Below are 25,966 nucleotides of genomic sequence, written 5' to 3'. Positions count from 1 at the left end.
AGTGAGTGGGGGAAACGTGCGCTAGCGGGGTCAAATGTAAAATATCTATACAGCTAACGACAGCGTTCACTTTAATGCATAGAGTTAATTGTATTGATGGGGATCGAGCATAGTGTAAGCGCCGGGCCAGGGTGGCATGCAAGCCAATTGAGGGGTGGAAAATGGGGGAGAGTGAGCGGGCGCGGCTTCAGGCACTGCATGGTTTGGCACTGCTGGATACGCCACCCGAAGAGCGCTTTGATCGCTTTACGCGGCTTGCCATTCAGTTATTTGGGGTCGATATCGCGCTCGTCTCACTGGTGGACGAGGAGCGGCAGTGGTTCAAGTCCCGCCAAGGACTTGCGCTGACACAAACCTGTCGAGAAGAGTCCTTTTGTGCCCACGCCATTCAGACTGACGGCATTTTTGAAGTGGCAGATGCGAGCCTGGATCCACGTTTTCGCCAGAACGTGCTGGTGACCACACGCGGCGGAATACGTTTCTATGCCGGTGTGCCACTCACCACGTCCAGCGGATTTCGCGTGGGGACGCTGTGCATCATTCATCCCGAGCCCCGCCGCTTGTCTCTTGTCGAGCGCCAGGCACTGATCGACCTGGCGGCATGCGTAGAGGAAGAGATCAACCGTAAGGCCATGGAGCAGGAGCTGGCGGCCATCCGTCGTGCTCGCGAGCGCCTTCAGCAGGCCGAGCAGGAGCAGCGCCGAATGGTCAGCGCATTGGCGGCGCTTAACGAGATAAGCACATCGTCTGCCTTGAATATTTCAGAACAGCTCCACGCCAGCCTGGCGCTGGGGTGCGACCACCTGGGCATGCAGATAGGTATCGTCAGCCGTATCGAGCAGGGCGTGTTCGAGGTGGTGGCGCTGCAGGCTCCTCAGCACGTGCCGCTGAGCTCGGGTCAGTGCCTGCCGCTGGCCAACACGTACTGTGACATGACGTTAGCGCAGCCGGGCGTGTTGACCATCGAGCATGCAGGGCAGAGTAGCGCCCGACACCACCCCTGTTACAACGCATTTGGTTTTGAGGCTTATATTGGCAGCGCCATTCACTTGAGTGAACAGGTCTTTGGAACCGTCAGCTTTTCATCGGCGGCACCTCGGGCGCAGGCGTTTGCCAAAACCGACGAGCTGTTCCTGAAACTGCTCAGCCGCTGGATAGGGGCCACTCTGGACCGCCAGCGTGTCGAGGCCATGAAAAGTGAATTCGTCTCCACCGTTAGCCATGAGCTGCGCACACCGCTGACGGCCATGACCGGCAGCATCAAACTGGTCATGGCAGGCGCCACGGGCGCACTCCCCCAGCATACACAGCAGATGCTGGCGCTGGCACTGAAAAACGGTGAACGTCTGGCGCGCTTGATCAATGATCTACTGGATATTGATAAGCTGCTGGCAGGCAAGCTGCATTTTGTGTGTCAGCCGCAACCCCTGAGCGTATTGCTGAACGCGGCTGTTGATGAAAATCGGTCCTGCGCGGCGGAGTATGACGTGACGCTGGTCGTGGAACCCTTGATGCAGGAGCATTGGATCAAGGTGGATACGCTGCGATTTCAGCAGGTCATGACACATTTGCTCTCCAACGCTGCTAAATTTTCTTTATCTGGCGGGCGCGTCACTATATTTTGTGAGGAGCATGATAAAAGCGTGCGAATCAACGTTCAGGATACGGGTTGCGGTATTCCTGACGATTTCAAGCCGAGGGTTTTTCAGAAATTCTCGCAGGCAGATTCCAGTGACCGGCGCGTTAAGGGAGGTACGGGTTTGGGACTTTCGATTTGCAAGGCGATCACCGAGCATATGGGCGGTAGCATCGGTTTTACCTCTCACCAAGGGCAGGGCAGCACGTTTTACATCTCGTTTCCTTGGGGAGAGGAGCAGGGTCGTGCGCTTCACTAATCAATTACGCTGGTCTAGCGGTGTTTCTCGTAATGCAGGTTTGGGGCTGTTAGTGGCACTGTTGATGGCTGGCATTATTGGCAACATGCTTCAGCTATCAGTGCTGTTCAACGTCTACTTCGTGTTCGGTTCTGTGGCCGTGATGCTGGCCATTGCCTGGCTAGGCACCTGGCCCGCTATTCTGATTGGCACGCTGGCTGGGGCTTATACCTATGTGTTCTGGGAAAACCCGGTCACCGTGGCGATTTTCATTCTCGAAGCCGTCGTGGTGTCACTGCTTTATCGTCATGTCGTCAAAAACCTGATCATTGCGAGTCTGATTTTCTGGACCGTGGTGGCGGCGCCTATCGGTTTCATCTTTTTCCCCTACCTGTTGGGCTGGTCCGAAGAGCTAACGCAGCTGGTCTATTTGAAGCAAGCCGTCAATGGTGTTCTGAACACGGTCATCGCCAGCGTGATTCTGGTCCTGAGTGGCTTGTCCAAACGGCCTTGGCTGCCTACGGCCGCGCCACTGCTGGCGCTGCGCCACCTACTGTTCTGCGCCTTGCTATCGGTCACCCTGTTGACGGGAATTCCACTGGTGCTGTATGAAGGGTACTCGATGCGCCAGGCCCAGGAGGGGTTCGTCGAGCAGACGCTGACTTCCCATGCCAATGAGCTTCAGGAGAGGTTGGCAGAGCCTGAGGCCGAGCAACGCATCGCCTACCATCTCAATCGGGTGCGAGGCTCCAGTGGTGTCGACATCGGCGTGCTGGATGCCAGTGGGCGTTTGCTTGGCCAAGTGGGTATCTTGAGGTCACTCGACCTGCAGCTCGGTGATGAGCTAAGGCCGATCAATGAGCGTATCTCCATGTGGTTGCCGGGGCGGTTGGAAACGCCGGCGTGGCGGTTTTCGCAAGGCCACTATGTGCTGGACGTGCCACTCCAGGGAGATACAGAGGCCGATCGCGTCGTGCTCGAAACCGCCGCACTGCCCACGGTACGTGTCATGGAGGCCTACCGTATCGTGCTGTTCATGATGCTGGGAGCGGTCATCGTCGTGGGGGTTGTGTTGGCCGAATTGCTCAGCCGTTTGATCAGTCAGCCACTGCTGCAACTGGCCAAGGCGGGCAAGACCCTTAGTTCCTCTATTGCCAGCGGCAACGTACCGACGCTGCCACGCAGTCGTATCGATGAGTTTCACACCCTTTCGAGACTGCTGGGAGAGATGAGCCAAGAGCTGAGCGGTGCCTTCAAGCAGTTGCGAGATTCGCAAAGCAACCTGGAAGCCGAAGTAGAGCAGCGAACGAAGGCGCTGGCGAGCAGCAACGACATGCTGAGTTCGGTGCTGGATGCCGCGGAAGATTTCGCTGTCATTGCCACGGACCCCCAGGGCAAGATCACGCTGTTCAACCGTGGTGCTGAAAACATGCTGGGCTACGTAGCCAGTGAGGTAGTGGGGCTGAACACGCCGCTGCTGTTTCATGACGCCGACGAGGTAGAACAGCGCTTGCAGGAGCTCAGCCATAGCCTGGGTATTTCACTGGCACCTTTTGACGTATTTACGCACCGCGCTGCCATGGACAAGCGCGACGGTAAGGAGTGGCTATATATCACCCGCTCGGGAGACCGCCTGCCGGTGAAGCTGGTGGTGACCGCCATACGTGACCAGCAGGGCGGTATTACCGGGTTCCTCGGCATTGCCGAAGACATTTCCGAATCCAAGCGCATCGAACAGATGAAGAACGAGTTCATCTCCACGGTGAGCCATGAACTGCGTACACCGCTGACCTCGATTTCAGGCGCCTTGGGCATGGTGACGGCCGGGGCTCTGGGTAGCGTGCCGGAAACGGTCATGAAAATGGTCACCATTGCCCACAAGAACAGCCAGCGTCTGACCCACCTGATCAACGACCTGCTGGACATCGAAAAAATTGCCGCAGGCAAGCTGGCATTCGATATGCAATGGCAGCCACTGCACCGGCTGCTGGAAAGCGCCATCGAAGAGAATCGCCACTATCGCCACGAGCGCCATGTCTCGCTGACGCTGGATAACCCGTACCCTGACAGTCAGGTGCGCGTGGATGGCCAGCGGTTGCAGCAGGTACTGGCTAACCTGCTGTCGAACGCCGTCAAGTTTTCCCCCGAGGGCGGAGAAGTCCGTATCGTGGTGGAAAAACAGTCGGACAAGGTTCGGGTGAGCGTGACCGACCAGGGGCCAGGGATACCCGATAATTTCAAGACCAGGATCTTCACTAAATTTGCCCAGGTAGACGCCTCCGACTCCCGTGCCAAGGGGGGAACGGGCCTTGGGCTCGCTATTACCCGCGAGCTGGTCGAGCATATGGAGGGCGAGATCGGCTTTATGTCGCATGAGGGGCAGGGCAGCTGCTTCTGGTTCACTCTGCCGCTGCATCCTTCTGAAGGGGTGGGGCGGGAAAGTGAGCCCGATACCACGGCCAATCTGCTGGTGATCGAAGACGATCCTTCCGTGGCTCGGGTGCTCAAGGACACGCTCACCGAGGCCGGATACCGGGTCGATCTGGCCTATGATGGCGCTTCTGCGCTGGCGAAATTGGCGCGGCATCGCTACGGTGCGGTGACCGTGGATCTCGGGCTGCCTGACATGAGTGGCTTTGAGGTCATCCACGCGCTACGTGAGCAGCACGCCACCCAGCACACGCCGGTATTGATCGTGACCGGCACGGTAGAGCGGGGGCAGGTGGCGTTGGAGGGCTATCTGGAAGATATTGCCTGGCTGGCCAAGCCTATCCAGGTTCACCACCTGCTGGCGTTGCTGAGTGAAAAGCTGCATGCCCAGCCGACGCGACTCTCTCTGCTGCATATAGAGGATGACTCGGACCTGCACGCGGTCATCAACACCATGCTGATGGCTCACGCGGATTGCGAGCACGCGATCAACGTGGCCATGGCCCGTCGGGCGTTGAGCCAGCGTCACTATGATGCCGTGATTCTGGATATCGGGTTGCCCGATGGGGATGGCTGGGAACTGCTGGAGCAGATTCGTGAGGAGCAACCGGAGGCGAGCATCATTATTTTATCCGGACAGTCGATCAGTGAGGCAGATCAACACCGGGTCGAGGCGGTATTTCTAAAATCGCGTATCAGCCCCGAGCAACTGCTCGAGGCCGTTAGACAACGTACGCAGCTGGCTCTGATGGAAGGTAAGGCATGAGTGTTCTAGAACGGGTTTTATATGTCGAGGATGATCCCGATATTCAAACGGTGGCACAGCTGGCGCTGGAAGTCGTGGGGGGACTGACGGTAAAGGTGTGCTCGTCGGGCGAGCAGGCGCTGGCCGAGGCCGAAGCGTTCGCGCCCGATATGATCCTGCTGGATGTGATGATGCCTGGCATGGACGGGCCATCCACCCTGGCCGCGCTGCGGCAACGTCCGGCGTTGGCGAACGTGCCGGTCGCTTTCATGACGGCCAAAGTGCAACCGCATGAAGTCGAGCAGCTCATTGCCCTAGGGGCAGAAAGCGTGATCGCCAAGCCCTTCGACCCGATGACATTGGCACCCCAGGTGCGATCTCTCTGGGAGCAAGCGTGTGGTAAAAAGTGATCCCCAATCGCTGGAGCAGAAGCTGGCCCTGTTACGGCAAAATTATCAGCACAGCTTGAAAACCGAACTGACCTCGCTGTGTGACGCCATGAGCGCGCTGCATCAGGAGGTTCGTCAGCAGCTGCTCACCCCTGGCATGGTGACCAACGACGCTGACCTGCGGGCGGTGCACGAAGAGGTGCTGGAAAACGTTTATCGCCGTTTGCACAAGCTGGCAGGCTCGGCAGGTACCTTTGGGTTCGACGGTATCGGCCAGCAGGCGCGCACCCTGGAAGCCGGCCTCAAACGCTGGCTGGAAGAGAGCGATCAGCCGCTGGATTTGCCGCTGATCGATGCGGTCAATAATCAGCTCCACGCCATGAAAATGGAGCTGATGCCTAACAAGCAGCCAGGCATGTCGGTCGATGTCAGCGCTGAAAAAGTCAGTGCCACGGCCACCATCTGGCTGATCGAAGAGGATCGCGAGCTGGGGCGGCGGATTCAGGAGCAGTTGACCAACTTCAGCTACTCGGTACGCCTGTTTACTCAAGTAATGGACGCCTACAAAGAAATGGCGACGGGCACGCCTGATATGGTCATCGTCGATGCCATGACCAACGATGGGCAATTGGCGCCATTACAGGCGTTATCATGTCCCGTTCTGTTCATCAGCGACAGTGACACCTTTGATGCGCGTATGCGCGCTGCCCAGCTCAATGCCCGTGGCTACTTCCTGAAGCCGGTCAACATTCCTCAATTGGTGAATCGGCTGGAGCAACTGCTGCAAGAACGTCAGGCGCCACCTGCCCGCATTCTGGTAGTGGATGATGACCAGCAGCTGGCGGCGTACTACCAGCTGGTGCTGGAAGCCGCGGGCATGGAGGTGCGGATACTCGACAACCCTCGCCATATCCTCGATCAGCTGCATTCATTCCGTCCCGAGCTGCTGCTGATGGACGTTCACATGCCCGACTACGATGGCCCGGACCTGGCATCGGTGGTACGACAGTACGATGAGTGGAGCAGCCTGCCCATCGTTTTCATGTCGGCGGAAACCGACCTGGGCAAGCAGGTGGATGCTCTGAGCCATGGCGCCGACGACTTCCTGACCAAGCCCATCCAGGCCGCGCAGCTGGTGGCCTCGATTCGGGTACGCGTGGCGCGTTCGCGTACGCTGTCGGCCTTGCTGAACAAGGACAGCCTGACGGGGCTGCTGAAGCACGCCAGCATCAAGAGTGCCGCAATCAATGAGGTCTCGCGAAGTTATCGCCAGGCGTACTCTGTGGTGGTGGCCATGGTCGATATTGATCACTTCAAATCGGTCAATGACACTCATGGGCATGCCATTGGCGATGTGGTGATTGCCTCGGTGGCCACTCTACTGCGTCAGCGTCTGCGACAAACCGACATGATTGGCCGCTACGGGGGGGAGGAGTTCCTGCTGGTGCTGCCCCATTGCAGTGCCGAAGATGGCCGTAAACGTCTGGAGGATGTCCGCGAATACTTTTCGCGCCTGCGTTTCAGCCAAGGCGGGCAGGAGTTTGCATGTACGCTTTCGGCGGGCATGGTATGCAGTCTGGACGTGGCAGAGAGTGACAGAGAGCGGTTACTGGTGCTGGCCGACGAAGCGCTCTATCGCGCCAAACGCGGTGGGCGCAACCAGGTGTGCAGCTGATACCGTTTGGGGTCAAGCGTCGTTATGAAGCATAAACCTGAGTTCCTGCGCACCATTGGTGCGATCCGCGCTTCCTGGCGCTGAGGATGATACGAGAAATAGGTGGGAATTTTTATAAGATGTTGTTTTTAATGTTTTTATAAAATATTGGCACGTTGCTCGCTATATATTAGGCAAGCGGCAAATGAATAGAGTCTTCACCGTTAGCCTGACCCGCGGATTATCGAAGCTCTCCCTTCTTTGCCATGCCGATGCGACCTGTCGCACGGTACAACGAGTGAGCTGGCGTGCTCCACCTGGGTCCCCTTCGGGGGACTTTTTTTATGCCTGTCGTTTGTCATCCTGTCGTTTTGCTACGGTGGGTATCGGGGCAACTTGCCCAGATACCCACCGTGGGGGCACCTACGTGCCTAATGGTATGCCTCTTTAAAAAAAGCTATCAGAGACCAAAAACCTATAATAAAATTTCACAGGAAATTTGGAAACAGTGTTCGTATAGTATATGTTGTATAGGATAGCTGGTGTGTTCCGGCACGTACCCCAAGGAAGACGCAAGAGGATACCCTGATGAGCAAGCTAAAACTGATGACTGCCGCCGTTGTTTCTGCCAGTGCGTTCATGGCCAGCCAAGCCGTCATGGCCTACGAAGCGGGTGATGTGTTCGTCCGTGGCGGTGTTGCCCAAACAGATACTGGTTCCGGCAACGGCAACGTGGGCGATGCGGACCTGAACGTGCAAAGCGCCCGTGGCTTTACCTTTGGTGCGGGTTACCTGTTCACCGACAAGATCGGTATGGAGCTGAACAGCTCCGAGAAATTCGAGCATGACCTCAACACGCGCCCGGGTGGCGACGTAGGCAGCGTTGATCGCCTGCCGGTAAACCTGCTGGTCAATTACTACCCGATGGGTGGCCTGGATTCTCGCGTCCAGCCCTATGTGGGCGTGGGCCTCAACTACACTCGTTTCTCGGGTGAGCCGGAAGGCCTGAGCGTGGACAGCAGCTATGGCGTCATCGGTCAGGCAGGACTTGATTTGGCTGTCACCGAAAACATCATGCTGAACGGCTATGTCAGTTATGCCGACGTCAATTCCGACATCAACGTGGAGGGCGTAGGCCGTGTCGGTGAAGTGGATATCGAGCCCGTCACCGTCGGCGGTGGTATTACCTACCGTTTCTAAGCCTAACGTTTCCAAGTCTGGCGGTTAATCGCCAAGGTACGCCCGGTTCCTTCATTGGAACCGGGCGTTTTCTTACCTGGCACTAATGTAGTTGTGTCAGGTTGTCGCAACCGCTTTCCGTGATCACGATGTTGTCTTCGATGCGGATACCACCGCAGGCGGCCAAAGCGTCCACCGTGGCCCAGTTGACGGCAATTCCCTGCTGGCGCAGCGGTGCCAGCAGCATGGGAATGAAGTAGAGCCCGGGTTCGATGGTGACCACCATGCCGGGGCGCAGCGTGCGCGTCAGGCGTAGCGCCGGATGTTGCGGTGGCGGCGGCGCTGGCGTGCCATCGGGGTGCATCAGCCCCGCCACGTCATGCACCTGGATGCCCAGCGAGTGGCCCAAGCCATGGGGGCAGAACGCTCGGGTCACGCCCAGCTCGATAGCGCTCTCCGCGCTGCCTTCGTACAGCCCGTGCTGCACCAGAATTTCGGCCAGATAGCGATGCATCTGCTCGTGGAGCGACACAAACTCCACGCCGGGCGCGGCGTGCTGGATCAATTGATCTTTCAGGTGGTGCAGGGCAGTGACCAGCTCGCCAAAGGCGGCCGGGGCATCGGGGCCTGCGTGGGTGCGGGTGATGTCCGCCGCGTAGCCGCGAAAGCGCCGCCCGGCATCCACCAACAAGCTGTGGCGCTGGCTGGGGGCGCTCAGGTCATAATGCTGATAATGCAGTACGCCAGCGTGCTGATTGAGCCCGATGATGTTCTGGTAGGGCACGTCCGACTCGAGCTGTCGGCTGGCTTGCAGGTAGGCCAACTGAATGTCCAGCTCGCTGGCGGCGCCCACAAACGCCGCCTTGGCGGCCTGATGCCCGGCAACGGCCAGACGATTGGCTTCCCTCAGGCAGGCAATCTCATAGGCGGTCTTGTACATGCGCAGCTCATCCAACGCACGGACGAGGGCGGCGGGGTGCAGCTGTGCGGAGTTGGCGAGCACAGAAACGCTCTCCAGGGTCTCGATATCACCAATCACGGCTGCGTTGCCCGCTAGCGGCGGGGTGATCTTGTCGCTGCACAAATGCACGTCGAATTCGGCTACCCACGGCTCTTCCGGCAGTTGGGTGGGCAAGTGCCAGAAATCGGCTGGCGCGTAGATATAGAGCTGCGGCCGCTGACCGGGCTGCACCACGATCCAGCTGTGCTGAACATCGGCCAACCCTACCCAGTGGGTGAAATGCCCGTAGGCCTGAAAGGTGGTAGTGTGATCATCGGCAAAATGGTAGCGGGCGTGGCCGCTGTAAATGGCCAGACAATCCAGCTGATGGTGCTCAAGCAACTGGCTATAAGCCTGGCGAAGATGCGCGATATGCTCACGCTGTCGTGCGTTCAGTGATGCAGACATGGGGTTTCCTTTAGGGTCGTAGGGGAGGGAGCTCGCTCCATAAGCTGTCCAGCTCTGCGTGGTGGTGTTGGTGGTGACGGTACAGCCTCAACTCCATGGGCACGTCCCAGCGGCTGTCGCCTGCGCGCACCAGTTGGCCGCTAGCCAGTTCGCTGGCCACGTTGCGTTCGGGTAGCCAGCTCATGCCGTAGCCCAACAGTACCAGTTCCTTGATGCCTGCGGCGTAGAGGTTCTCGCTCTGCGCGGTCAGGTAGGTCGTATGGGGAAGGCGGGCAAGGTGTGCCTTGACCGCCGAACCCAACAGCCCGCGTTTGGGGTAGGCAAGCCAGGGCACCGGCTGCTGGCGCGTGCCAGGTAGCTGCGTGCAGGGCGACTCATCGCTGGTCAGGCCCGTCACGGGTATCAGCCGCTCCTGGCCAATGACGCGATAGGTACTGCTGCTGGTGTCGATGTCCAGATCGCAGCGGCCCACGGGCCAGTAGCAGATGGCCAGATCACATTCGGCCCTGGCCAGTGCCTGAAAATAGTCGCTGGCCACCCAGCCCGTGGCGCGCAAGTAGGGCTGCACACGCTCTTGCCAACCCTGTTGGGCCAGCCATTCGGGCAAAAAGTGGGCCAGCAGACTTTGTGGGGCAGCCACCATGATGCGGCGCTGTTGGCCAGCGCTGATCGCCCGAACGCGCTCTCTGGTGAGGCGCACGCGCTCGGTGACCTGTTCGCAGAGCGTCAGGAACTCTTCTCCCGCTGGGGTCAACGACAGTGGCAGGGTCTGTCGGTTGATCAACGTCACGCCCATTTCCTCTTCCAGCAGCTTGATGCGCCGTGAAAAAGTAGGCTGTGTCACGTGCTGCTCGTCGGCAGCGCGGGAGAAGTGTCGCGTTCTGGCCAAGGCAATGAAGTCTTCTAGCCAGCGAATTTCCATGCCTTACCTCGCAAGACGGCCTCGCGTGAGGCCTGAATGAAGCGGGCCATTACAAGCGGCCCTCCTCGACAGCGTGGCACGCCACGCGAGTGCCGTCATCCTGTGTTTGCAATGCCGGAATCTCCTGCTTGCAGCGGGCGTTGGCATGGGGGCAGCGGCCATGAAAGACACAGCCGCTAGGCAGATTGACCGGCGTCGGCACTTCACCGGAGAGGCGAATGTGTTGGGGGCGGTCATCTTCCAGCCGAGGAATGGCCGACAGCAGCGCCTGCGTATAGGGATGGCGCGGCTTGGCAAACAGCGTGGCCGTGGTGGCGACTTCACACACCGTGCCCAGGTACATCACCGCCACGCGGGTGCCGAAGTGCTCGACCACCGCCAAGTCGTGGGTGATGAACAGGTAGGTGAGGTGGCGGTCGCGCTGGGCATCCATCAGCAGGTTCAGCACCTGGGCCTGGATCGATACGTCCAGAGCCGAGATGGGCTCATCGGCCACGATGAATTCCGGGTCCACGGCCAGCGCCCTGGCGATGGCGATGCGTTGGCGCTGCCCACCGGAAAACTCATGGCCAAAGCGCTTGCCCCAGTCCGGGTCGATGCCCACCGAGCGCATCACTTCTTCCACCTTGTCGAGAATCTGCTGACGGTTCCAGTCTGGGTGGTGCAGGCGCAGCGGCTCTTCCAGCGTCTGCTGGATCGTCATGCGCGGGTTCAGCGACGCGTAGGGGTTCTGGAAAATCATCTGCATGCGCTTGCGATAAGGCAGCAGTTGACGGGTGGAGAGATGGTCGATGCGCTCGCCGCCGTAACGAATTTCGCCTTCGGAGGGGGTAATCAGCCCCATCACCGTGCGTGCTACGGTGGATTTACCGCAGCCGGATTCGCCGACTACGCAGAGCGCTTCGCCACGCTTGATCTCCAGGTTGACCCCGTTGATGGCGTGCACGTACTCCTGATGACGAACCAGCTTGCCGCCCTTGAAGCGCAGCTGCTCGAGAAAGTCGCCCGATAGCGAAAAGCGCTTTTTCAGATCGCGTATTTCCAGCAGCGTATCGCTGGCCGTAGCGGGAGCGGCCGTTGGGCGTGTGTCGGCCTGGGCATTCATAGGCTCTCCTCCTTCAGGCGGCGATCTTCGAGCATTTCAGCCACCATATGGCAGGCAACGCGGCAGTTGCCCGACTCCACAAAAGTGGGCACCTGCTGAGTACACGCCGGGCGCGGCTGACCGTCGCTGCGCAGGATAAAGTCGCAGCGGGGATGAAACGCGCAGCCGGTGGGCAAGTTGGAAAGCGACGGCATGCTGCCCCGAATCTGATTCAGTTTTTCGCCGGGGGTAGCCATCTGGGGCAGGGCGTTGATCAGCCCCTGGGTGTAGGGGTGCTGGGGGTCATTGATGATTTCACGGGTCGGCCCCTGCTCGATCACACGGCCTGCGTACATGACCAGCATGCGCTGGGTGACCTGGCTGACGACGCCCAGGTCGTGGGTGATCAGGATCAGGCCCACGTTGTGCTGCTCGCAAAGCTCCAGCAGCAGCGCCATGATTTCCGCCTGGATGGTGACGTCCAGCGCCGTGGTTGGCTCATCGGCAATGATGATGTCGGGGTCCAGCAGGAGCGCAATGGCGATGATGATACGCTGGCGCATGCCGCCGGAAAGCTCGTGGGGGTATTGGTCCAGGCGCTTTTCCGGCGACGGGATCTGCACCTGCTTGAGCTTGTCCAGAGCAATGGCCCGGGCCTCGCGGGTGGAGATGCGGCGGTGCGCTTTCAGACACTCGACCATCTGCTCACCGATCGAGAGCACCGGGTTGAGGGTCATCATCGGGTCCTGGAAAATCATCGAGATACGATTGCCGCGCACCTTGCGCAGGCCCCGCTCGGACATGGTGTTGAGGGTTTTACCCTCGAAGGTGATGCTGCCACCGGCAATGAATCCGGGCCGTGCGATCAGGTTGAGCAGTGAAAAGGCCGCCACCGACTTGCCCGCGCCGGATTCACCGACGATGCCTAGCCGTTCGCCCCGCTCCAGGGTGAAGTTGACATCCCGTAAGGCGCGGACTTCACCCTGACGCAGGGCAAAGCGAACATCCAGTTGTGAGACTTCAAGAAGTGCCATGGTGTCTTCAGCCTTTATACAGTCGTGGGTTCATGACATCGCGCAGCCAGTCGCCCAGCAGATTGATCGACAGCACCAGCACCACCAATACCGCGCCGGGCATCATGGTGATCCACCAGGAGCCGGATTGAATGTAGTCGAAGCCCGCCTTGATCAACGAACCCAGCGACGGGTGCGTTTCCGGCATGCCCAGCCCCAGAAACGACAGCGCCGCTTCGGAGATGATCGCGTTGGCGATCTGAACGGTAGAGATGACGAAGATCGGCGACAGGGTATTGGGCAGCACATGACGGAACATGATGCGTCGGCTGCGCAGCCCCATGACCCGAGCGGCGTCCACGTACTCCTTGTTCTTCTCTGCCAGCACCGATGCACGCACGGTACGCGCATACTGCGGCCACTCGGCGAGCCCGATGATTAGAATCAGCATGAGCACGGCGTGCTGGCTGTAGAAGGCGCTGCCCATGGTGGCTTTCACCACGGCACCGACCACGATGGCCACCATCAGCGTCGAGAACGACAGCTGAATGTCTGCCAGGCGCATCAGGAAGGCATCGACTCGCCCGCCCAGATAACCGGCCATCAGGCCAAAGGTCACGCCCAGCAGGGCTTGTAGTGCCACCGCGCCAAAGCCGATCAGCAGCGATACCCGCGTGCCGTAGAGAATGATCGACCACAGGTCGCGCCCCTGGGCATCGGTGCCCAGGGTGTAGCGCTCGTCGGCTCCGTCGATCCAGAACGGCGGCAGTTCCGACGACATGATGTCGATCTGGCGCAGGTCGTAGGGGTCGGTAGGGGCCAGCAGTGGCGCCGCGAAGGCCGCCACCACCAGGCAGATGAACACGGCCAGGCAGAGCTGAGCGGTACGGTCGCGCTTGAAGCTGTACCACAGGAAAGAGTCGCGCAAGCGCTCCCAGCGGCTGGGGGCTGAGGGAGGAGTGGACGTTGTCATGCGGGCTTACCAGTCAGTTTAACGGTGGGATTCACGAAGCCGTAGATCAAATCCACGATGGTGTTGGTCACCACGAAAATGACCCCGACGATCATCAGATAAGTGACGATCAGCGGAATGTCGGCGTGGTTGATGGCATCCAGGAACATCAGTCCCATGCCCGGCCACTGGAACACGGTTTCGGTCAGAATGGTATACGCCACCATGGTGCCGATCTGAACGCCCCCCACGGTAATCACCGGGAGCATGGTGTTTTTCAGCGCATGCACGAAGTAGACCCGGCGCATGGAAATACCCTTGGCGCGGGCATACTTCACGTACTCCGATTGCAGTACTTCCATCATTTCGGCGCGGATCAGGCGGATGAACAGCGGCAGCATGATGGAGGCCAGCGAGACTGCAGGCAGCACCAGATGCTTGATGCCGTCCCAGGTGACCAGGTTGGTATCCCAGTGGCCGACCACGTGGACCAAATCATAGCCACGGCCAAAGGAGGGCATGTTGCCCTGGGTAGAGAGCGCGCTGTTCAGCCAGGCGCCCCAGGCGGTGCCCTCCGGGAACAGCGAAACGGTCATGCCGATGGAGAAAATCTGGATCAGTACGATGGCGGTCAGGAACACCGGTATCGAAATGCCGATGATCGAGGCCCCCATGAAAAAGCGTGACACGGGGGAGCGCGGTTTGATGGCGCTGTATACCCCGATGGGAACAGAGAACAATACGATGATCAGCGTGGCCGCGAACACCAGCTCGAGGGTAGCAGGCAAGTGGCGAGCAATCACCTCCAGCGCCGGTTCACGGTAGAAATAGGAGTAGCCGAAATCGCCCTGAAGGGCGTTTCTGGCGAAGCGTGCGTATTGCACCAGGAAGGGGTCGTTGAGCCCCAGCCGTTCGCGAATGGCTTCACGTTCACTTTCGGGGACCGACTGTCCGACCATCTGCTGTACAGGGTCACCCAGGTTATCCTGGATGGCGAAGGCCAGTACACTGATGACAAACATCACCAATATTGCGTGCATCAGCCGCTTGATTAGAAAAGCAATCATGGCGTACGCCACCTGTGTGGAAAGTTTCACTAAACATCAGGGCAAGGCATGACGCTGCCCGGCGGGTCGCGTCATGCACGACGCTTCGCCCTCCAGAATCCTGGAGAGCGAAGCGTCCTTGCGTGGGTTATGTCGTTAAGGGGTGATTAACGCGTAATCACCAGATCGCCCAGGTAGGGGAAGTCGGTGGCGTTGACCACCGGCTCGATGTCGATGCCGTCAGCGGCGGCATAGGCCAGGTTCTGCCAATGCAGCATGATGAAACCAACGTCTTCGTACAGCATGGCTTCGGCTTCACGCAGCATTTCACCGCGTTTTTCCAGATCGGTCTCACTGTCGGCCTGGGTTACCAGCGCATCGATTTCTTCGTTGCAGTAGCTGCCGTAGTTGTACTGACCGGCACCGCTCTCGGTGTCGATGCAGAACGACAGGTACTGGAAGAAGTTGGCGGTGTCTTCGGTGTCCGAGTGCCAGCCGATCATGGCAATGTCGGATTGACGCGTGTCGTACTCCGGCCAGTACTGGGCCAGCGGCATGGTGCGCAGGTTAACGTTGATGTTGATACGCGCCAGCATGTTGGCTACGGCCTGGGCAATCTGCGCATCGTTCACGTAGCGGTTGTTCGGGGCGATCATGTCGACGCTGAAGCCCTCTTCGTAGCCCGCTTCCGCCATCAACTCCTGAGCACGCTCCAGATCGTAACGAGGTACCAGGTCCGGGTTATAGCCGGAGTAGCCTTCCGGTGAGAACTGACCCGCGGGCGTTGCAAAGCCGCGCATCAGGCGCTCGGCAATGCCTTCCTGGTTGATGGCCAGGTCGACGGCCTGACGCACGCGTGCATCCTGGAACGCCTCGACGCGCTCTTCATTCAGCTGGAAGCCGATGATACGCGTACCGGGGATTTCAACCAGATTGGCGCCTTGTGCATCGCGCACACGGTCCAGGTCGTTGGGCGGTACGGCATCGATGAAATCGACGCCACCGGACAGCAGGGCCGCCACGCGGGAGGCGTTTTCGGCAATCGGCGTCAGCACGATGCTGGTCACGTTACCTTCGCTGTCGGTGTCCCAGTAGTCTTCAAAGCGTTCGAAGTCGACGCGAACGCCCTGGCGACGGTCGGTGACCACGAAGGGCCCGGTGCCGGAAACGTTACGCGATGCAAACGAGTTGCCTGCCTTGACGATTTCCGCCTTGTCGTTGCCGTCGTCGGTCTCGCCCGTGTAGAACTCGCTATCCATGGGGAAGATGTAGGTGGCCAGGTTCAACAGCAGCGGGTAGGGTTCGGTGGTGGTGATTTCGATGGTGTAATCGTCGACCGCTTCGGCGCTGGCGATCGGCTCGAAAATGGCGCGATAATCCGGGCTCTCTTTCAAACGCTCGATGGTCCAGACCACGTCCTTGGCGGTGAACGGATTGCCGGAATGGAAAGTAACGCCTTCACGCAGGGTCATGCGTACATGAGTGTCGTCGATTTGTTCCCACTCGGTGGCAAGACGCGGTTCGAACTGGAAGTCTTTGGTCCAGCGCACCAATGGGTCGAACGCCAGATGCGAGAAGCGCAGGACACCGCCGGAAAGCTGCTCATGCAGGTCGAGGGTTTCAGGGTCGGCCGAGTAGCCGATGCGCAGGGTTTCTGCACTGGCAGTCAGGGGCAGTAGTGCGGTGCCTGCCATGGCAGCACCCACGACAGTGGCCAGTAGTGTCTTTTTCAGCGTCATGATCGTTCCCATGTGTATTGTTTATTGTTCGTTTTGCCGACGGGGCGTGGTTCGATTGCCCATCGACAAAACAGACACGGTCAGCTCGTAAGCTATCCTGACAACATAGAGACAGGTGGTTGTGACACACAATCGAAATAATGACAGGCCTCATTCATCTACTGAATGATCGGGGCTGGCGCGGCCGCCACGGCATCTGCTGTAAGACTAAAGTCGTGATCATGCGGCCGTTCAAAAGTGCCCGGCAGGTAAGCCACAAGGGAAAGATAATGAAAATACAAGGCGTTAAACCGTTACTAATGACTGTTTTGCTGGCCATGACAGGCTGGGCGGCTGCCAGCGAGCCAGCTGCAGGGATCACAGGGACGCTGGATGGAGAGGACCAGCAGTGGTTCGTCCTCGATCTCAGCAGCGAGCCCAGTGCCACGTTCATCGAAGAGGGAGACCATTGGGTGGTGGAGATGACCGGCTACCGGGATCCGGAGAAATGGGCGGCCCGAGACGCGCTGGTCATTCAATTGATTCTGACCGACGAGCAGCTGACCAATGCTCGAGTGCTGCATCTGATCGGCGATGCCGTTCATCCGCCTTACTATACGGCCAGCGATGACGAGCTGACCGTGGTGCTTTCCCGGGTGGAGCGCGAAGGCAGCCGGTTACACCTTCAGGGCACCCTCGAGGGGCCGCTGGCGCTACAGCATAGCCCGGAAGCTGACCCTCTTGCGGAAGAGGGTGTTAGCCTGGCCGTCACGTTCGACGTGACGGCCAGCAAGGTCGAGTTTTGACGTGGCAGGTGCTAAAGCACCAAATCAGGCACCCAGTCAGGCCCCAAAGCGCTGATGCAGCCAGCGATTGATCTCATCGGACTCATAGAGCCACTCTTCACGACCGTCTTCATGGGCGATGCGCAGGCAAGGCACTTTGACCTTGCCGCCGCCTTCCTGAAGGGCCTGCTTGTGGTCTGGATCCAACTGGGCATCGCGCAGTTCGATCTTCAAACCAAGCCGCGCCATCTCCTTGCGTACCTTGATGCAGAAAGGGCAGGTACGAAACTGATACAGCGCCAATGCCTCACAGGCCGCGTCGACCTCAGCCTGCTCCTCGGCGCTGCGCTCCACCGAGCGCGGCGTGGAGAGTTTTTCCGACACTAACATCACCGGGGCCAGCAGCACGCGAAGGCCACGGAAAAAGTAACGAACGATAATGCGCATGATAAAAGCTCCTCTCGCCAGCGCAGCGGGGTGGTTTAGGTCGATAGGTGCCGCATCCTGCATCAAAAGCCACCCATTGTCACTTTCCTGCCCTGATACCGGGTGTCGCGAAGGGAACCAGATGAGCTGGCGTCCCGGGCATGATAATCTTTCCCCCAATGTATGCATTTAGGCTGATATTTCAGTCCGTTGTCAGGGTCATGGAAGGAGCGCTCGCCCATGCGTTTACATGTGATTGGTATCTGCGGCACCTTTATGGGCAGTCTTGCGCTGCTGGCCCGAGAGTTGGGGCACGAGGTGAGTGGGTCGGATGCGAACGTGTATCCGCCCATGAGCACTCAGCTCGCCGAGGCGGGCATCACGCTGATGGAGGGGTATCGCGCCGACAACCTGCAGGGCCCGTTGGACCTTGTGGTGGTGGGCAACGCTCTCTCGCGCGGTAACCCGGAAGTCGAGGCGCTGCTCGATAGCGGCCTGCGCTACACCTCGGGTGCCCAGTGGCTGGCGGAGTACGTGCTGCCGGGCCGCCGGGTCATTGCCGTGGCGGGCACCCACGGCAAGACCACCACGGCCAGCCTGTTGGCCTGGCTGCTGGAGAGCGCAGGCCTGGAGCCCGGCTTTCTGATTGGCGGTGTGCCGCGCAACTTTGGCGTGTCGGCCAGGCTAGGAGGCGCAGCAGCACCGTTCGTGGTCGAGGCGGACGAGTACGATACGGCCTTTTTCGACAAGCGCTCCAAGTTCGTGCACTACCGCCCGACGATCGCCGTGATGAACAACCTCGAATTCGACCACGCCGATATCTTTCCCGACCTGGCCGCCATCGAACGCCAGTTCCACCACCTGGTGCGTACCGTGCCAGGCAAGGGGCATCTGCTGGTGGCTGACCAGCAGCTCGCGCTGGATCGTGTGCTGGCCATGGGCAGCTGGAGCCCGGTCACCCGCTTTGGCAGCGAGTCCGACAGCCAGTGGCAGCTGCGTCTGGAGCATGCCGACGCCAGCCGCTTTCAGGTGCTGTATAGCCGTGAGCAGGACGAGGAGGACGGCGTGGTGGAGTGGTCGCTCACGGGGGAGCACAACGCTCGCAATGCTTTGGCCGCTTTGGCGGCCGCACGGCTGTGCGGGGTGAACCTGCCGCGTGCCTGCGCGGCGCTGGCACGCTTCCAGACGCCCCGTCGTCGCCAGGAAGTGCGTGGCGAGGTCAACGGCATTCAGGTGATCGACGACTTTGCCCACCATCCCACGGCCATTGCCGCCACGCTGCAGGGCTTGCGTGCCGCCACACCGCGGGGGCGGCTGCTGGCCGTGATCGAGCCGCGCTCCAACACCATGCGGCTGGGCGCGCTGCGTGAACGTCTGAACGAAAGCGTTGCCGATGCGGATCACAGCTTCTGGTTCCAGCCTGCTGGCGTGGAGTGGTCGATGGACTCTCTGGTAGAGGCGCAAGGGTCGCGGGCGTCGCTGTATCGGGATATCGATGCATTGGTACAGGCAGTGGTCACCCAGGCGTCACCGCTCGACCGGATCGTGGTGATGTCCAACGGTGGTTTCGATGGTGTTCATGAGCGCCTGTTGGCGGCGCTGGCAGCGGCAAACCCTGCAACAGGAGTATCCGATGAGTGAGTTCAACCCCCCTGTGACGGTGGCGCTGACGGGCGCTTCGGGGGCGCAGTATGGCCTGCGCTTGATCGACGTGCTGGTCGAGGCGGGCCATGAAGTGTGGGTCATGATCTCCAAGGCGGCCCATATGGTCATTGCCACGGAAACGGAGGTATCGCTGCCTGCTCAGCCTCAGCGACTGGAGGAGGCCCTGGTGGCGCAAAGCGGTGCCAGGCCCGGACAAATTCGCTGCTTTGGGCGTGAAGACTGGATGGCCCCCGTGGCCTCGGGCTCCGGCGCGCCTTCCGCCATGGTGATCTGCCCGTGTTCCACCGGCACCCTCTCTGCGGTGGCCACCGGGGCCAGCAACAACCTGATCGAGCGTGCCGCCGATGTGGCGATCAAGGAGCGGCGCACGCTGGTCATGGTGCCCAGGGAGAGTCCTTTTTCTCCCATTCACCTGGAGCACATGCTCACTCTGAGTCGCCTGGGTGTGGTGATCCTGCCTGCCGCGCCGGGGTTTTATCATCGTCCTCAGTCCATGGAGGATCTGATCGATTTCATCGTCGCGCGGATTCTCAACCAGCTGGGCATCGAGCATCGCTTGATGCCACGCTGGGGCGAAGGGTAATCCCGGCGGTGCCACACTTTTGTGCCTACGATTCGCCATATCAATGACTTTCGCCACCGTTCACCACAAGGAAGCGTCACCATGTCCTGGGCTACTCTATCGGTCTTCGTGCCAACCTTTCTGTTCGTATCGCTGACCCCCGGCATGTGCATGACGCTGGCCATGGTGCTGGGGATGACCCAAGGGGTGAAGCGTACGCTCTGGATGATGATCGGTGAGTTGATTGGCGTGGGCCTGGTGGCTGCGGCGGCAGGCGCTGGGGTGGCCGCGTTGATGTTGCGCCAGCCTGAGCTGTTCACTGCGTTCAAGTGGATCGGTGGGGCTTACCTGGCGTATCTGGGGGTGATGATGTGGCGCTCGCGGGGGCGCATGGCCATTCCCAGCGAGCTGGACACAGGGCCGCCTGCAGGCCGCTGGCAGTTGGCCATGCAGGGGCTGGTGACCGCCGTGGCCAATCCCAAGGGCTGGGCATTCTTCATGGTGCTGCTGCCGCCGTTTCTGGACAGCAGCCGCCCGCTGGCCCCTCAGCTTAGCCTGTTGATCGCGCTGATCCTGATCATCGAGTTCGGCAGCATGCTGGTGTATGCCACGGGGGGCAAGACGCTGCGTCGCGTGCTGGGCAAAAGCGGTAACGTACGCCTGTTGAACCGCATTGCCGGGACGCTGATGTTTGGCGTGGGCGCGTGGCTGGCGCTGGGCTGATCACGCCAGCCCGAGCCAGCTACGCGATGGCGCCGTCAAACCGGCCCGAACAGTAGCATTCTCGCGCTCACCAGCAGCAGCGATGCCCCGGTGAGCGAGACCCAAGGGATGGCGGGTAGCGGCGCACGATAGCGCCGCTGCCAGTTGAGCTGAACCAGAGCGCAGACCACCAGCCCCATGAGCGCGCCTCCCACCAGATCACTCAGCCAGTGCACGCCCAGAGCCAAGCGCGAGAGCGCCATCGGCAGCGTGACGACAATGGCCATCCAGTAGACCCAGGCACGCCGCTGGCGGGGCAGCCGCGCGGCCATCACGGCGGCCGCCAGCCCGATCATCACCACCCAGGTAGAGGTGTGCGCGCTGGGGTAGGCGTATGAGCCGGTCAGGTGGTCCGGGGTGGTGGGGCGTGCCCGGGCGAACAGTGCCTTGCCCGCGGTGTTGATCAGGGCAATGCCGCCAAGGGCCAGAGCCCCATGCAGCAGCGCATCGAAGCGTTTGACCACCAGCAGCCAGCACGCCCACGGGCTGACCAGGGCCACGATGCCCGCCTTGTCACCGATCATGGCCAATAGCAGGCTGGCGTGGGCAAGCCAGGGGGAGTCGAGCCAGTCGAATAGCCGCTGGGCTTCCAGATCGACCGTCAACGGCGTCACATGGTGCATCACGTACAGCGTCCAGGCGGAGGCCCCGGTGATCGCGGTAATGAGCAGCAGCAGGGAACCCAGCGGCACTTCCCCCGAACGGCTCATGGCCAACCAGGGGCGACGCATGATCGGAATGCGCCGCACGATGCGTGCCAGCGCAAAATAGACGCGCCCCTGGCGGTCCACCTGAGCACGCCCCCATGAAAACACCACGGCCAATACCACCACCGTGGCGGCAATCAGGATGACGGCCATTTCCACGTTCGTGGGCAGGTTCAGCCGCTGCTGCCAGGTATGGCCGACCAGATAGCCAGGTAGTACATAGGCGGGAGCCCAGAGCGCTGCCGAGGTAATGTTTGCCCAGGCGAAGGTGCGTGCCGGCATTTGCATCATGCCGGCCACCAGCGGGATCACCGGGCGGACAGGCCCGACGAAGCGGCCAATGAAGACCGAGTAGACCCCATAGCGTTCGAAAAAGCGTGCCCCACGTCCCACCCACTCGGGGTGAAGCGACAGCGGCCAGCGGGACAACACCGCCTCACGATGCCGATAGCCCAGATAGTAGCTGACGCTGTCGCCGATGATCGCGCCAATGAACGCCGCGCCAATCAGCCAGGGCAGGTCGAGCCCTTGGTGGCCCGCCAGGGTGGCCGCCGCAGTCATCAATACGACCCCGGGGACCAGCAGGCCAATGAGTGCCAGCGACTCGACCAGGGCGATACCCAACACCAGAAGTAGCAGCAAAGGAGGGGAAAGAGTAAGAGAGAGCAGGGTATCGACAATCGCCAAGAGTGACTCCGTCTGCGGTTATAAATGGGTAATGGATTCTGCGCGTGCTTCCAGACGCTGCAGGTAGCGCTCGAAGCTCTCCTTGCGCATGGGCAGGCAAGTGGCTAGCCGTGCTTCCAACTGGCCTGTTTCCACCAATACGCGCCGTGACAGGGCACGCTGAAGGCGCTCTTTCACGAGTAGCGCGCCGCTTTCACTGGTATCGGGCAAGACCAGCCAGAAGGTCGCACTGCCCGCACGGCCCAGAATGTCGTGATCACGGCAGCGGCTATTGACCTCGCTGCACAGCGCACCCAGCAGCGCGGTCTTGGCCCGTTGCCCAAACTGCTCCTCTGCCATGTCCGGCTGCGGCAAGTGTAACACCAGCACGGCCAACCGCTTGTTGAGCATGTCGGCGCGCTGAAACTCATTTTTCAGACGCTCTTTGAGCGTGTCGATATGGTACGCATCGCAATCGTTATCGTGGGGGTCGGTAGCCCTGAGCAGTGCCTTGCGCCGCGCGTGCTCCCAGGGGGGCAGTGCGAGCAGCAGAGTCAGGGCAGCAAAGCCCAGGGCAAACTCCTCGTTCAGCGTGGGCAGTTGCCAGATGATCACGGCCATGGCGACCAGATTGGTGGCCAGCGCTCCCCACAGTGGCAGAAGAATGAACGCGGCGGCAAGGGGCAGGCCTAACCAATACAGCGGCAGGTTGGCGTGGGTCAGTACGCCGTGCATCGCCACCAGAAACAGACTGCCCAGCAGCAAGCAGCGTGGCAGGTAGGGTTTGATGCCTCGCCCAAGGTGCATCATCAGGCTGGCCAGTATCAGGGTGGTCATGAACAGTGGAACCAACAGTTCACGGTAGCTGCCCATGGCGTAAAGCCAGGCGGTGTAAGCACAGATAACGATCAGGCTGGCACTGTAAGCCAGGCTCATCAGCCGTTTGGGGGGCGCGGACGTCGTCATGTGATGACGCTCGGCCGCTGTTTACCCATCTGGGCCAGAGCCTCCAGGGTCAGCGCTTCCAGCTCAAGCTCTATCAGGGGAAGCGGTTGGCAAACGGTGTGCTCCGGCAGGGCCGCACATAGCAATTGGCGACGATGGGCGGCCTCGCGGGGCGTTCTGGCCAACATGAGCGTGGCCAGCGTAGTGGCATTCAGGCGGTAAACGTTTTCGAAGCTATAAAGCAGGCTGCACAGTTTGTGGGCCGCAGGCCAGAGCTGGTGGAGTCGAAGGTGAATGATCAATACCTCGGCGTGAATGGCTTCCCGCTCGGAGCGTGTTTGCTCCTTGGTCAAATCACGCAGCAGTTGCTCCCCTGCCCATAGGTTGAGCCCCGGAATCAGCCGCAGGCGCTGGCGCATGGTGCCGCTCAAGTGCACCAGCAGGTAAGTCCGCGCCATGGCCAGCAGGCACAGAATACAAAGCGTTGCGATCAGCAGGCACCACGCTGGCAGGGTCAGCAAGGGTTTGATGATCAGGCAGGTCAGCAGGGCTGCGCACACATTGTACATGGCCACCCAGCGTGGTTGAGGAAGCATGAAGACCGCACCCCAGGCCCATATCAGCAATAGGTGACGTTCAGGGGCAACCGCAATCAGGGCCAACAGGAGGGTTCCCGCCAGCAGTTGCCAGGGCAGGCCTCGTGAGCGGCGATGGCTGAAATCCAGCAGCAGTGCAGTCACCAGTAGCCAGCCGACCGCAAGCCACAGCACAAGGGTGGCCATGAGGGGCGCATTGGGTGTCCAGAGAGCCAGCGCGACGGCGGCGGCCAGTAGTGTCACCCTGAGCGGACTGATTTTGTATTTGCTTGGCATGGTGGCTTACTATCTGGCTGATAAACGGGGGCACCCAGCCTGAGCATAACGCATTGCTTGGCTCGAACCTGCGAATCCCTCAGTATAATGCCCTCAAGGCGTAATATAAGCCTAGCCACTTTCAGTCATGCTTAATATAGGGAGATCGCATGCGCAGCGCTGACGCATTTCAACAAGACGCCCAACACCACCTGGCGGCCGGCGATGTAGCCCGTTACATGACGGCTCTGGGGCAGGGGGCTCGCGCAGCGGCCAGCGTATTGCGCCGAGCCGATAGCCAGGCCAAAAACCAGGCGCTGTATGCTATGGCGAAGCGCCTGACAGCAGCCCGCAGCGACATCCTCAGCGCCAATCAGGAGGATATGCAGCGGGGCCGGGACAATGGCCTGGACAGCGCGCTGCTGGACCGCCTGGCGCTCAATGATGCACGTATCGATGCCATGATCGAGGGCCTGCATCAAGTGGCGGCGTTGCCAGACCCGGTGGGTGCCATCGATGGCATGAGCTACCGGCCCAGCGGTATCCAGGTCGGCAAGATGCGGGTTCCGCTGGGGGTGATCGGCATCATCTACGAATCACGTCCCAACGTCACCCTGGAAGCCGCTAGCCTGTGTCTCAAATCCGGCAATGCCTGTGTCTTGCGCGGTGGCTCGGAAGCCCGCGCTTCCAATGCCGCTCTGAGCCAATGCATTCAGGCAGGCCTGGCGGATGCCGGTTTGCCCGAGGGTAGTGTTCAGGTAGTTGCCACCACGGATCGCGCGGCGGTGGGTGAGATGATCAGCATGCCTGAGTATATTGATGTGATCATCCCGCGTGGCGGCAAGTCCTTGATCGAGCGCATTTCGCGGGAAGCGCGTGTGCCGGTGATCAAGCACCTGGATGGCGTTTGCCATGTGTACATCGATACCACCGCCGACCCTGCCAAGGCGCTGGCCATCGCACTGAACGCCAAGACCCACCGCTACGGCACCTGCAACACCATGGAAACCCTGCTGGTGGATGCCCCGGTTGCCGATCTTCTGCTGCCGGAGCTGGCGCGTGGCTACGCCGAGCACCAGGTAGAGTTGCGCGGCTGCGAACGTACACGGGTGCTGTTGCCCCAGGCGCTGGCAGCAACCGAGGAGGACTGGCACGCGGAGTACCTCGCTCCGGTCCTGGCCATCAAGGTGGTCGATGGCGTGGACGAAGCGATCGAACACATCGAACGATACGGCTCCCACCACACCGATGCCATCGTCACCCAGGACTACACCCTGGCGCGTCGCTTCATGGCCGAAGTGGACTCCAGCTCGGTGATCGTCAACGCCTCGACGCGCTTTGCCGACGGGTTCGAGTACGGCCTGGGGGCGGAGATCGGGATTTCCACCGACAAGTTGCACGCCCGTGGCCCGGTCGGCCTGGAAGGCCTGACCACGCAGAAATACATCGTGTTCGGAGACGGCCAGGTTCGCCAATGAGCCAGCGTATCGGCATGTTTGGTGGCACCTTCGACCCGGTGCACAACGGCCATCTACGCAGTGCCCTGGAAGTGCGCGACGCGCTGGGCCTGGAAGTGCTGCACATGGTGCCTGCGCCGCAGCCACCGCTGCGCGGTGTACCGCAAGTGTCGCCGCAGCAACGGCTGGCCCTGCTGGAAGCAGGCATTGCCGATACACCCGGCCTGCTGGCCGATGGCCGCGAGCTGCGCCGTGCAGGCCCCTCTTATAGTGTGGATACGCTGGCCGAGCTGCGCGCTGTCTACGGCTCCTCGGCCCGCCTGGTGATGGTCATTGGCATGGATGCCTTTTTGCGACTTCACCAATGGGATCGCGCCGAGCGCCTGTGGGCGCTGGGGCATGTCGTGGTGATCGCTCGACCCGGTTATAACAACGATTGGCCAGCACCGCTGAAGGAACTGGTGGGCAATCGCGAAGTCTACAGCGTCGAAGCGATGATGCAGCAGGCTCAAGGGCACTTGCTGGTTCTGGCGTTGCCCTCGCTGATGGCCATATCCGCGACCTATATTCGCCAACGGCTTCAGGCGGGCGAGAGCGTGCGCTATCTGCTACCACAGGCGGTGGAATCGACCATTTTGCAACAGGGCTGGTATCAAACCAGCGAATAGCGCTGGCAGTCGTGAAAGAAGCCGTTACAATGGCCGCCTCAAACGCCCGTTGCCAATG

General features: G+C 60.5%; 22 protein-coding genes. 11 read left to right on the top strand and 11 right to left on the bottom strand.

The window, feature by feature from the left end:
• The first annotated feature begins 161 nt into the window (after positions 1-161).
• The 5 genes from KVY02_RS10055 (at position 162) to KVY02_RS10035 (ending at position 8,292) form a co-directional block, all read left to right on the top strand.
• Complete coding sequence (locus tag KVY02_RS10055; RefSeq protein WP_218313470.1) at positions 162-1,895, top strand: GAF domain-containing sensor histidine kinase; 1,734 nt, start codon at positions 162-164, stop codon at positions 1,893-1,895.
• A complete protein-coding gene (locus tag KVY02_RS10050) occupies positions 1,882-5,070 on the top strand; it encodes a response regulator (protein ID WP_218313469.1) in 3,189 nt (1,062 codons plus the stop codon). Before KVY02_RS10055 ends, KVY02_RS10050 begins: the two co-directional genes overlap by 14 nt.
• Positions 5,067-5,459 (top strand): response regulator, encoded by a 393-nt coding sequence (locus KVY02_RS10045; protein WP_218313468.1) that lies wholly within the window; start codon positions 5,067-5,069, stop codon positions 5,457-5,459. Before KVY02_RS10050 ends, KVY02_RS10045 begins: the two co-directional genes overlap by 4 nt.
• Positions 5,446-7,113, top strand: a complete 1,668-nt coding sequence (locus KVY02_RS10040) for a diguanylate cyclase (RefSeq protein WP_218313467.1) — start codon at positions 5,446-5,448, stop codon at positions 7,111-7,113. Before KVY02_RS10045 ends, KVY02_RS10040 begins: the two co-directional genes overlap by 14 nt.
• Positions 7,114-7,680: 567 nt before the next feature.
• Positions 7,681-8,292: an OmpW/AlkL family protein gene (locus KVY02_RS10035; protein ID WP_218313466.1), complete on the top strand. Its 612-nt coding sequence runs from the start codon at positions 7,681-7,683 to the stop codon at positions 8,290-8,292.
• An 82-nt stretch (positions 8,293-8,374) separates the two neighbouring features.
• Here KVY02_RS10035 and pepQ read toward each other — a convergent pair whose 3' ends face one another.
• The 7 genes from pepQ to KVY02_RS10000 form a co-directional block, all read right to left on the bottom strand.
• Positions 8,375-9,679 (bottom strand): Xaa-Pro dipeptidase, encoded by a 1,305-nt coding sequence (gene pepQ / locus KVY02_RS10030; protein ID WP_218313465.1) that lies wholly within the window; start codon positions 9,677-9,679, stop codon positions 8,375-8,377.
• 10 nt (positions 9,680-9,689) lie between these two features.
• Entirely contained in the window at positions 9,690-10,601 is a 912-nt protein-coding gene (locus KVY02_RS10025; protein ID WP_016914119.1) for a LysR family transcriptional regulator, read from the bottom strand.
• 49 nt (positions 10,602-10,650) lie between these two features.
• Entirely contained in the window at positions 10,651-11,706 is a 1,056-nt protein-coding gene (locus KVY02_RS10020; protein ID WP_218313464.1) for an ABC transporter ATP-binding protein, read from the bottom strand.
• Positions 11,703-12,719: an ABC transporter ATP-binding protein gene (locus KVY02_RS10015; RefSeq protein WP_016914117.1), complete on the bottom strand. Its 1,017-nt coding sequence runs from the start codon at positions 12,717-12,719 to the stop codon at positions 11,703-11,705. The genes KVY02_RS10020 and KVY02_RS10015 overlap by 4 nt, the downstream gene beginning before the upstream one ends.
• Positions 12,720-12,726: 7 nt before the next feature.
• Entirely contained in the window at positions 12,727-13,671 is a 945-nt protein-coding gene (locus KVY02_RS10010; protein ID WP_218313463.1) for an ABC transporter permease, read from the bottom strand.
• Positions 13,668-14,717, bottom strand: coding sequence for an ABC transporter permease (locus KVY02_RS10005; RefSeq protein ID WP_100731376.1), 1,050 nt, complete (start codon positions 14,715-14,717; stop codon positions 13,668-13,670). Before KVY02_RS10005 ends, KVY02_RS10010 begins: the two co-directional genes overlap by 4 nt.
• 146 nt (positions 14,718-14,863) lie before the next feature.
• Positions 14,864-16,435 (bottom strand): ABC transporter substrate-binding protein, encoded by a 1,572-nt coding sequence (locus KVY02_RS10000; RefSeq protein ID WP_218313462.1) that lies wholly within the window; start codon positions 16,433-16,435, stop codon positions 14,864-14,866.
• Between the two features lie 299 nt (positions 16,436-16,734).
• Here KVY02_RS10000 and KVY02_RS09995 point away from each other — a divergent pair, with 299 nt between their 5' ends.
• Positions 16,735-17,220, top strand: a complete 486-nt coding sequence (locus KVY02_RS09995; protein ID WP_218313461.1) for a hypothetical protein — start codon at positions 16,735-16,737, stop codon at positions 17,218-17,220.
• 36 nt (positions 17,221-17,256) lie between these two features.
• On the opposite strand, the gene KVY02_RS09990 is transcribed toward KVY02_RS09995, so the two are convergent.
• A complete protein-coding gene (locus KVY02_RS09990) occupies positions 17,257-17,646 on the bottom strand; it encodes a glutaredoxin (RefSeq protein ID WP_218313460.1) in 390 nt (129 codons plus the stop codon).
• A gap of 219 nt (positions 17,647-17,865) precedes the next feature.
• Between KVY02_RS09990 and mpl the strand changes: the two genes are divergently transcribed.
• The 3 genes from mpl (at position 17,866) to KVY02_RS09975 (ending at position 20,575) form a co-directional block, all read left to right on the top strand.
• Positions 17,866-19,266 carry a UDP-N-acetylmuramate:L-alanyl-gamma-D-glutamyl-meso-diaminopimelate ligase gene (mpl, locus tag KVY02_RS09985; protein ID WP_016914111.1) on the top strand — a complete coding sequence of 467 codons (1,401 nt, stop codon included), beginning with the start codon at positions 17,866-17,868 and terminating at the stop codon, positions 19,264-19,266.
• Positions 19,259-19,873, top strand: coding sequence for a flavin prenyltransferase UbiX (locus KVY02_RS09980; RefSeq protein ID WP_081138912.1), 615 nt, complete (start codon positions 19,259-19,261; stop codon positions 19,871-19,873). The genes mpl and KVY02_RS09980 overlap by 8 nt, the downstream gene beginning before the upstream one ends.
• An 81-nt stretch (positions 19,874-19,954) precedes the next feature.
• Positions 19,955-20,575, top strand: coding sequence for a LysE family translocator (locus tag KVY02_RS09975; RefSeq protein WP_218313459.1), 621 nt, complete (start codon positions 19,955-19,957; stop codon positions 20,573-20,575).
• Positions 20,576-20,610: 35 nt separating this feature from the next.
• Here the strand turns inward: KVY02_RS09975 and KVY02_RS09970 are convergent, their stop codons facing one another.
• The 3 genes from KVY02_RS09970 to KVY02_RS09960 are packed head-to-tail and all read right to left on the bottom strand — an operon-like array spanning position 20,611 to position 23,804.
• Entirely contained in the window at positions 20,611-22,008 is a 1,398-nt protein-coding gene (locus tag KVY02_RS09970; RefSeq protein WP_218313458.1) for a bifunctional DedA family/phosphatase PAP2 family protein, read from the bottom strand.
• Between the two features lie 18 nt (positions 22,009-22,026).
• Positions 22,027-22,953 (bottom strand): diguanylate cyclase domain-containing protein, encoded by a 927-nt coding sequence (locus KVY02_RS09965; RefSeq protein WP_218313457.1) that lies wholly within the window; start codon positions 22,951-22,953, stop codon positions 22,027-22,029.
• Complete coding sequence (locus tag KVY02_RS09960; protein ID WP_081138918.1) at positions 22,950-23,804, bottom strand: hypothetical protein; 855 nt, start codon at positions 23,802-23,804, stop codon at positions 22,950-22,952. The genes KVY02_RS09965 and KVY02_RS09960 overlap by 4 nt, the downstream gene beginning before the upstream one ends.
• A gap of 149 nt (positions 23,805-23,953) precedes the next feature.
• Between KVY02_RS09960 and KVY02_RS09955 the strand changes: the two genes are divergently transcribed.
• Positions 23,954-25,261, top strand: a complete 1,308-nt coding sequence (locus tag KVY02_RS09955; protein WP_218313456.1) for a glutamate-5-semialdehyde dehydrogenase — start codon at positions 23,954-23,956, stop codon at positions 25,259-25,261.
• The gene (gene nadD / locus KVY02_RS09950) at positions 25,258-25,908 is read left to right on the top strand and encodes a nicotinate-nucleotide adenylyltransferase (protein ID WP_218313455.1); all 651 of its coding nucleotides are present in this window, start codon (positions 25,258-25,260) and stop codon (positions 25,906-25,908) included. Before KVY02_RS09955 ends, nadD begins: the two co-directional genes overlap by 4 nt.
• Positions 25,909-25,966: the final 58 nt, after the last annotated feature.

This window comes from Halomonas sp. 18071143 (genome assembly GCF_019211725.1).
GTDB lineage: Bacteria > Pseudomonadota > Gammaproteobacteria > Pseudomonadales > Halomonadaceae > Vreelandella > Vreelandella stevensii.
This window is presented reverse-complemented; position numbering and strand designations above follow the sequence as displayed.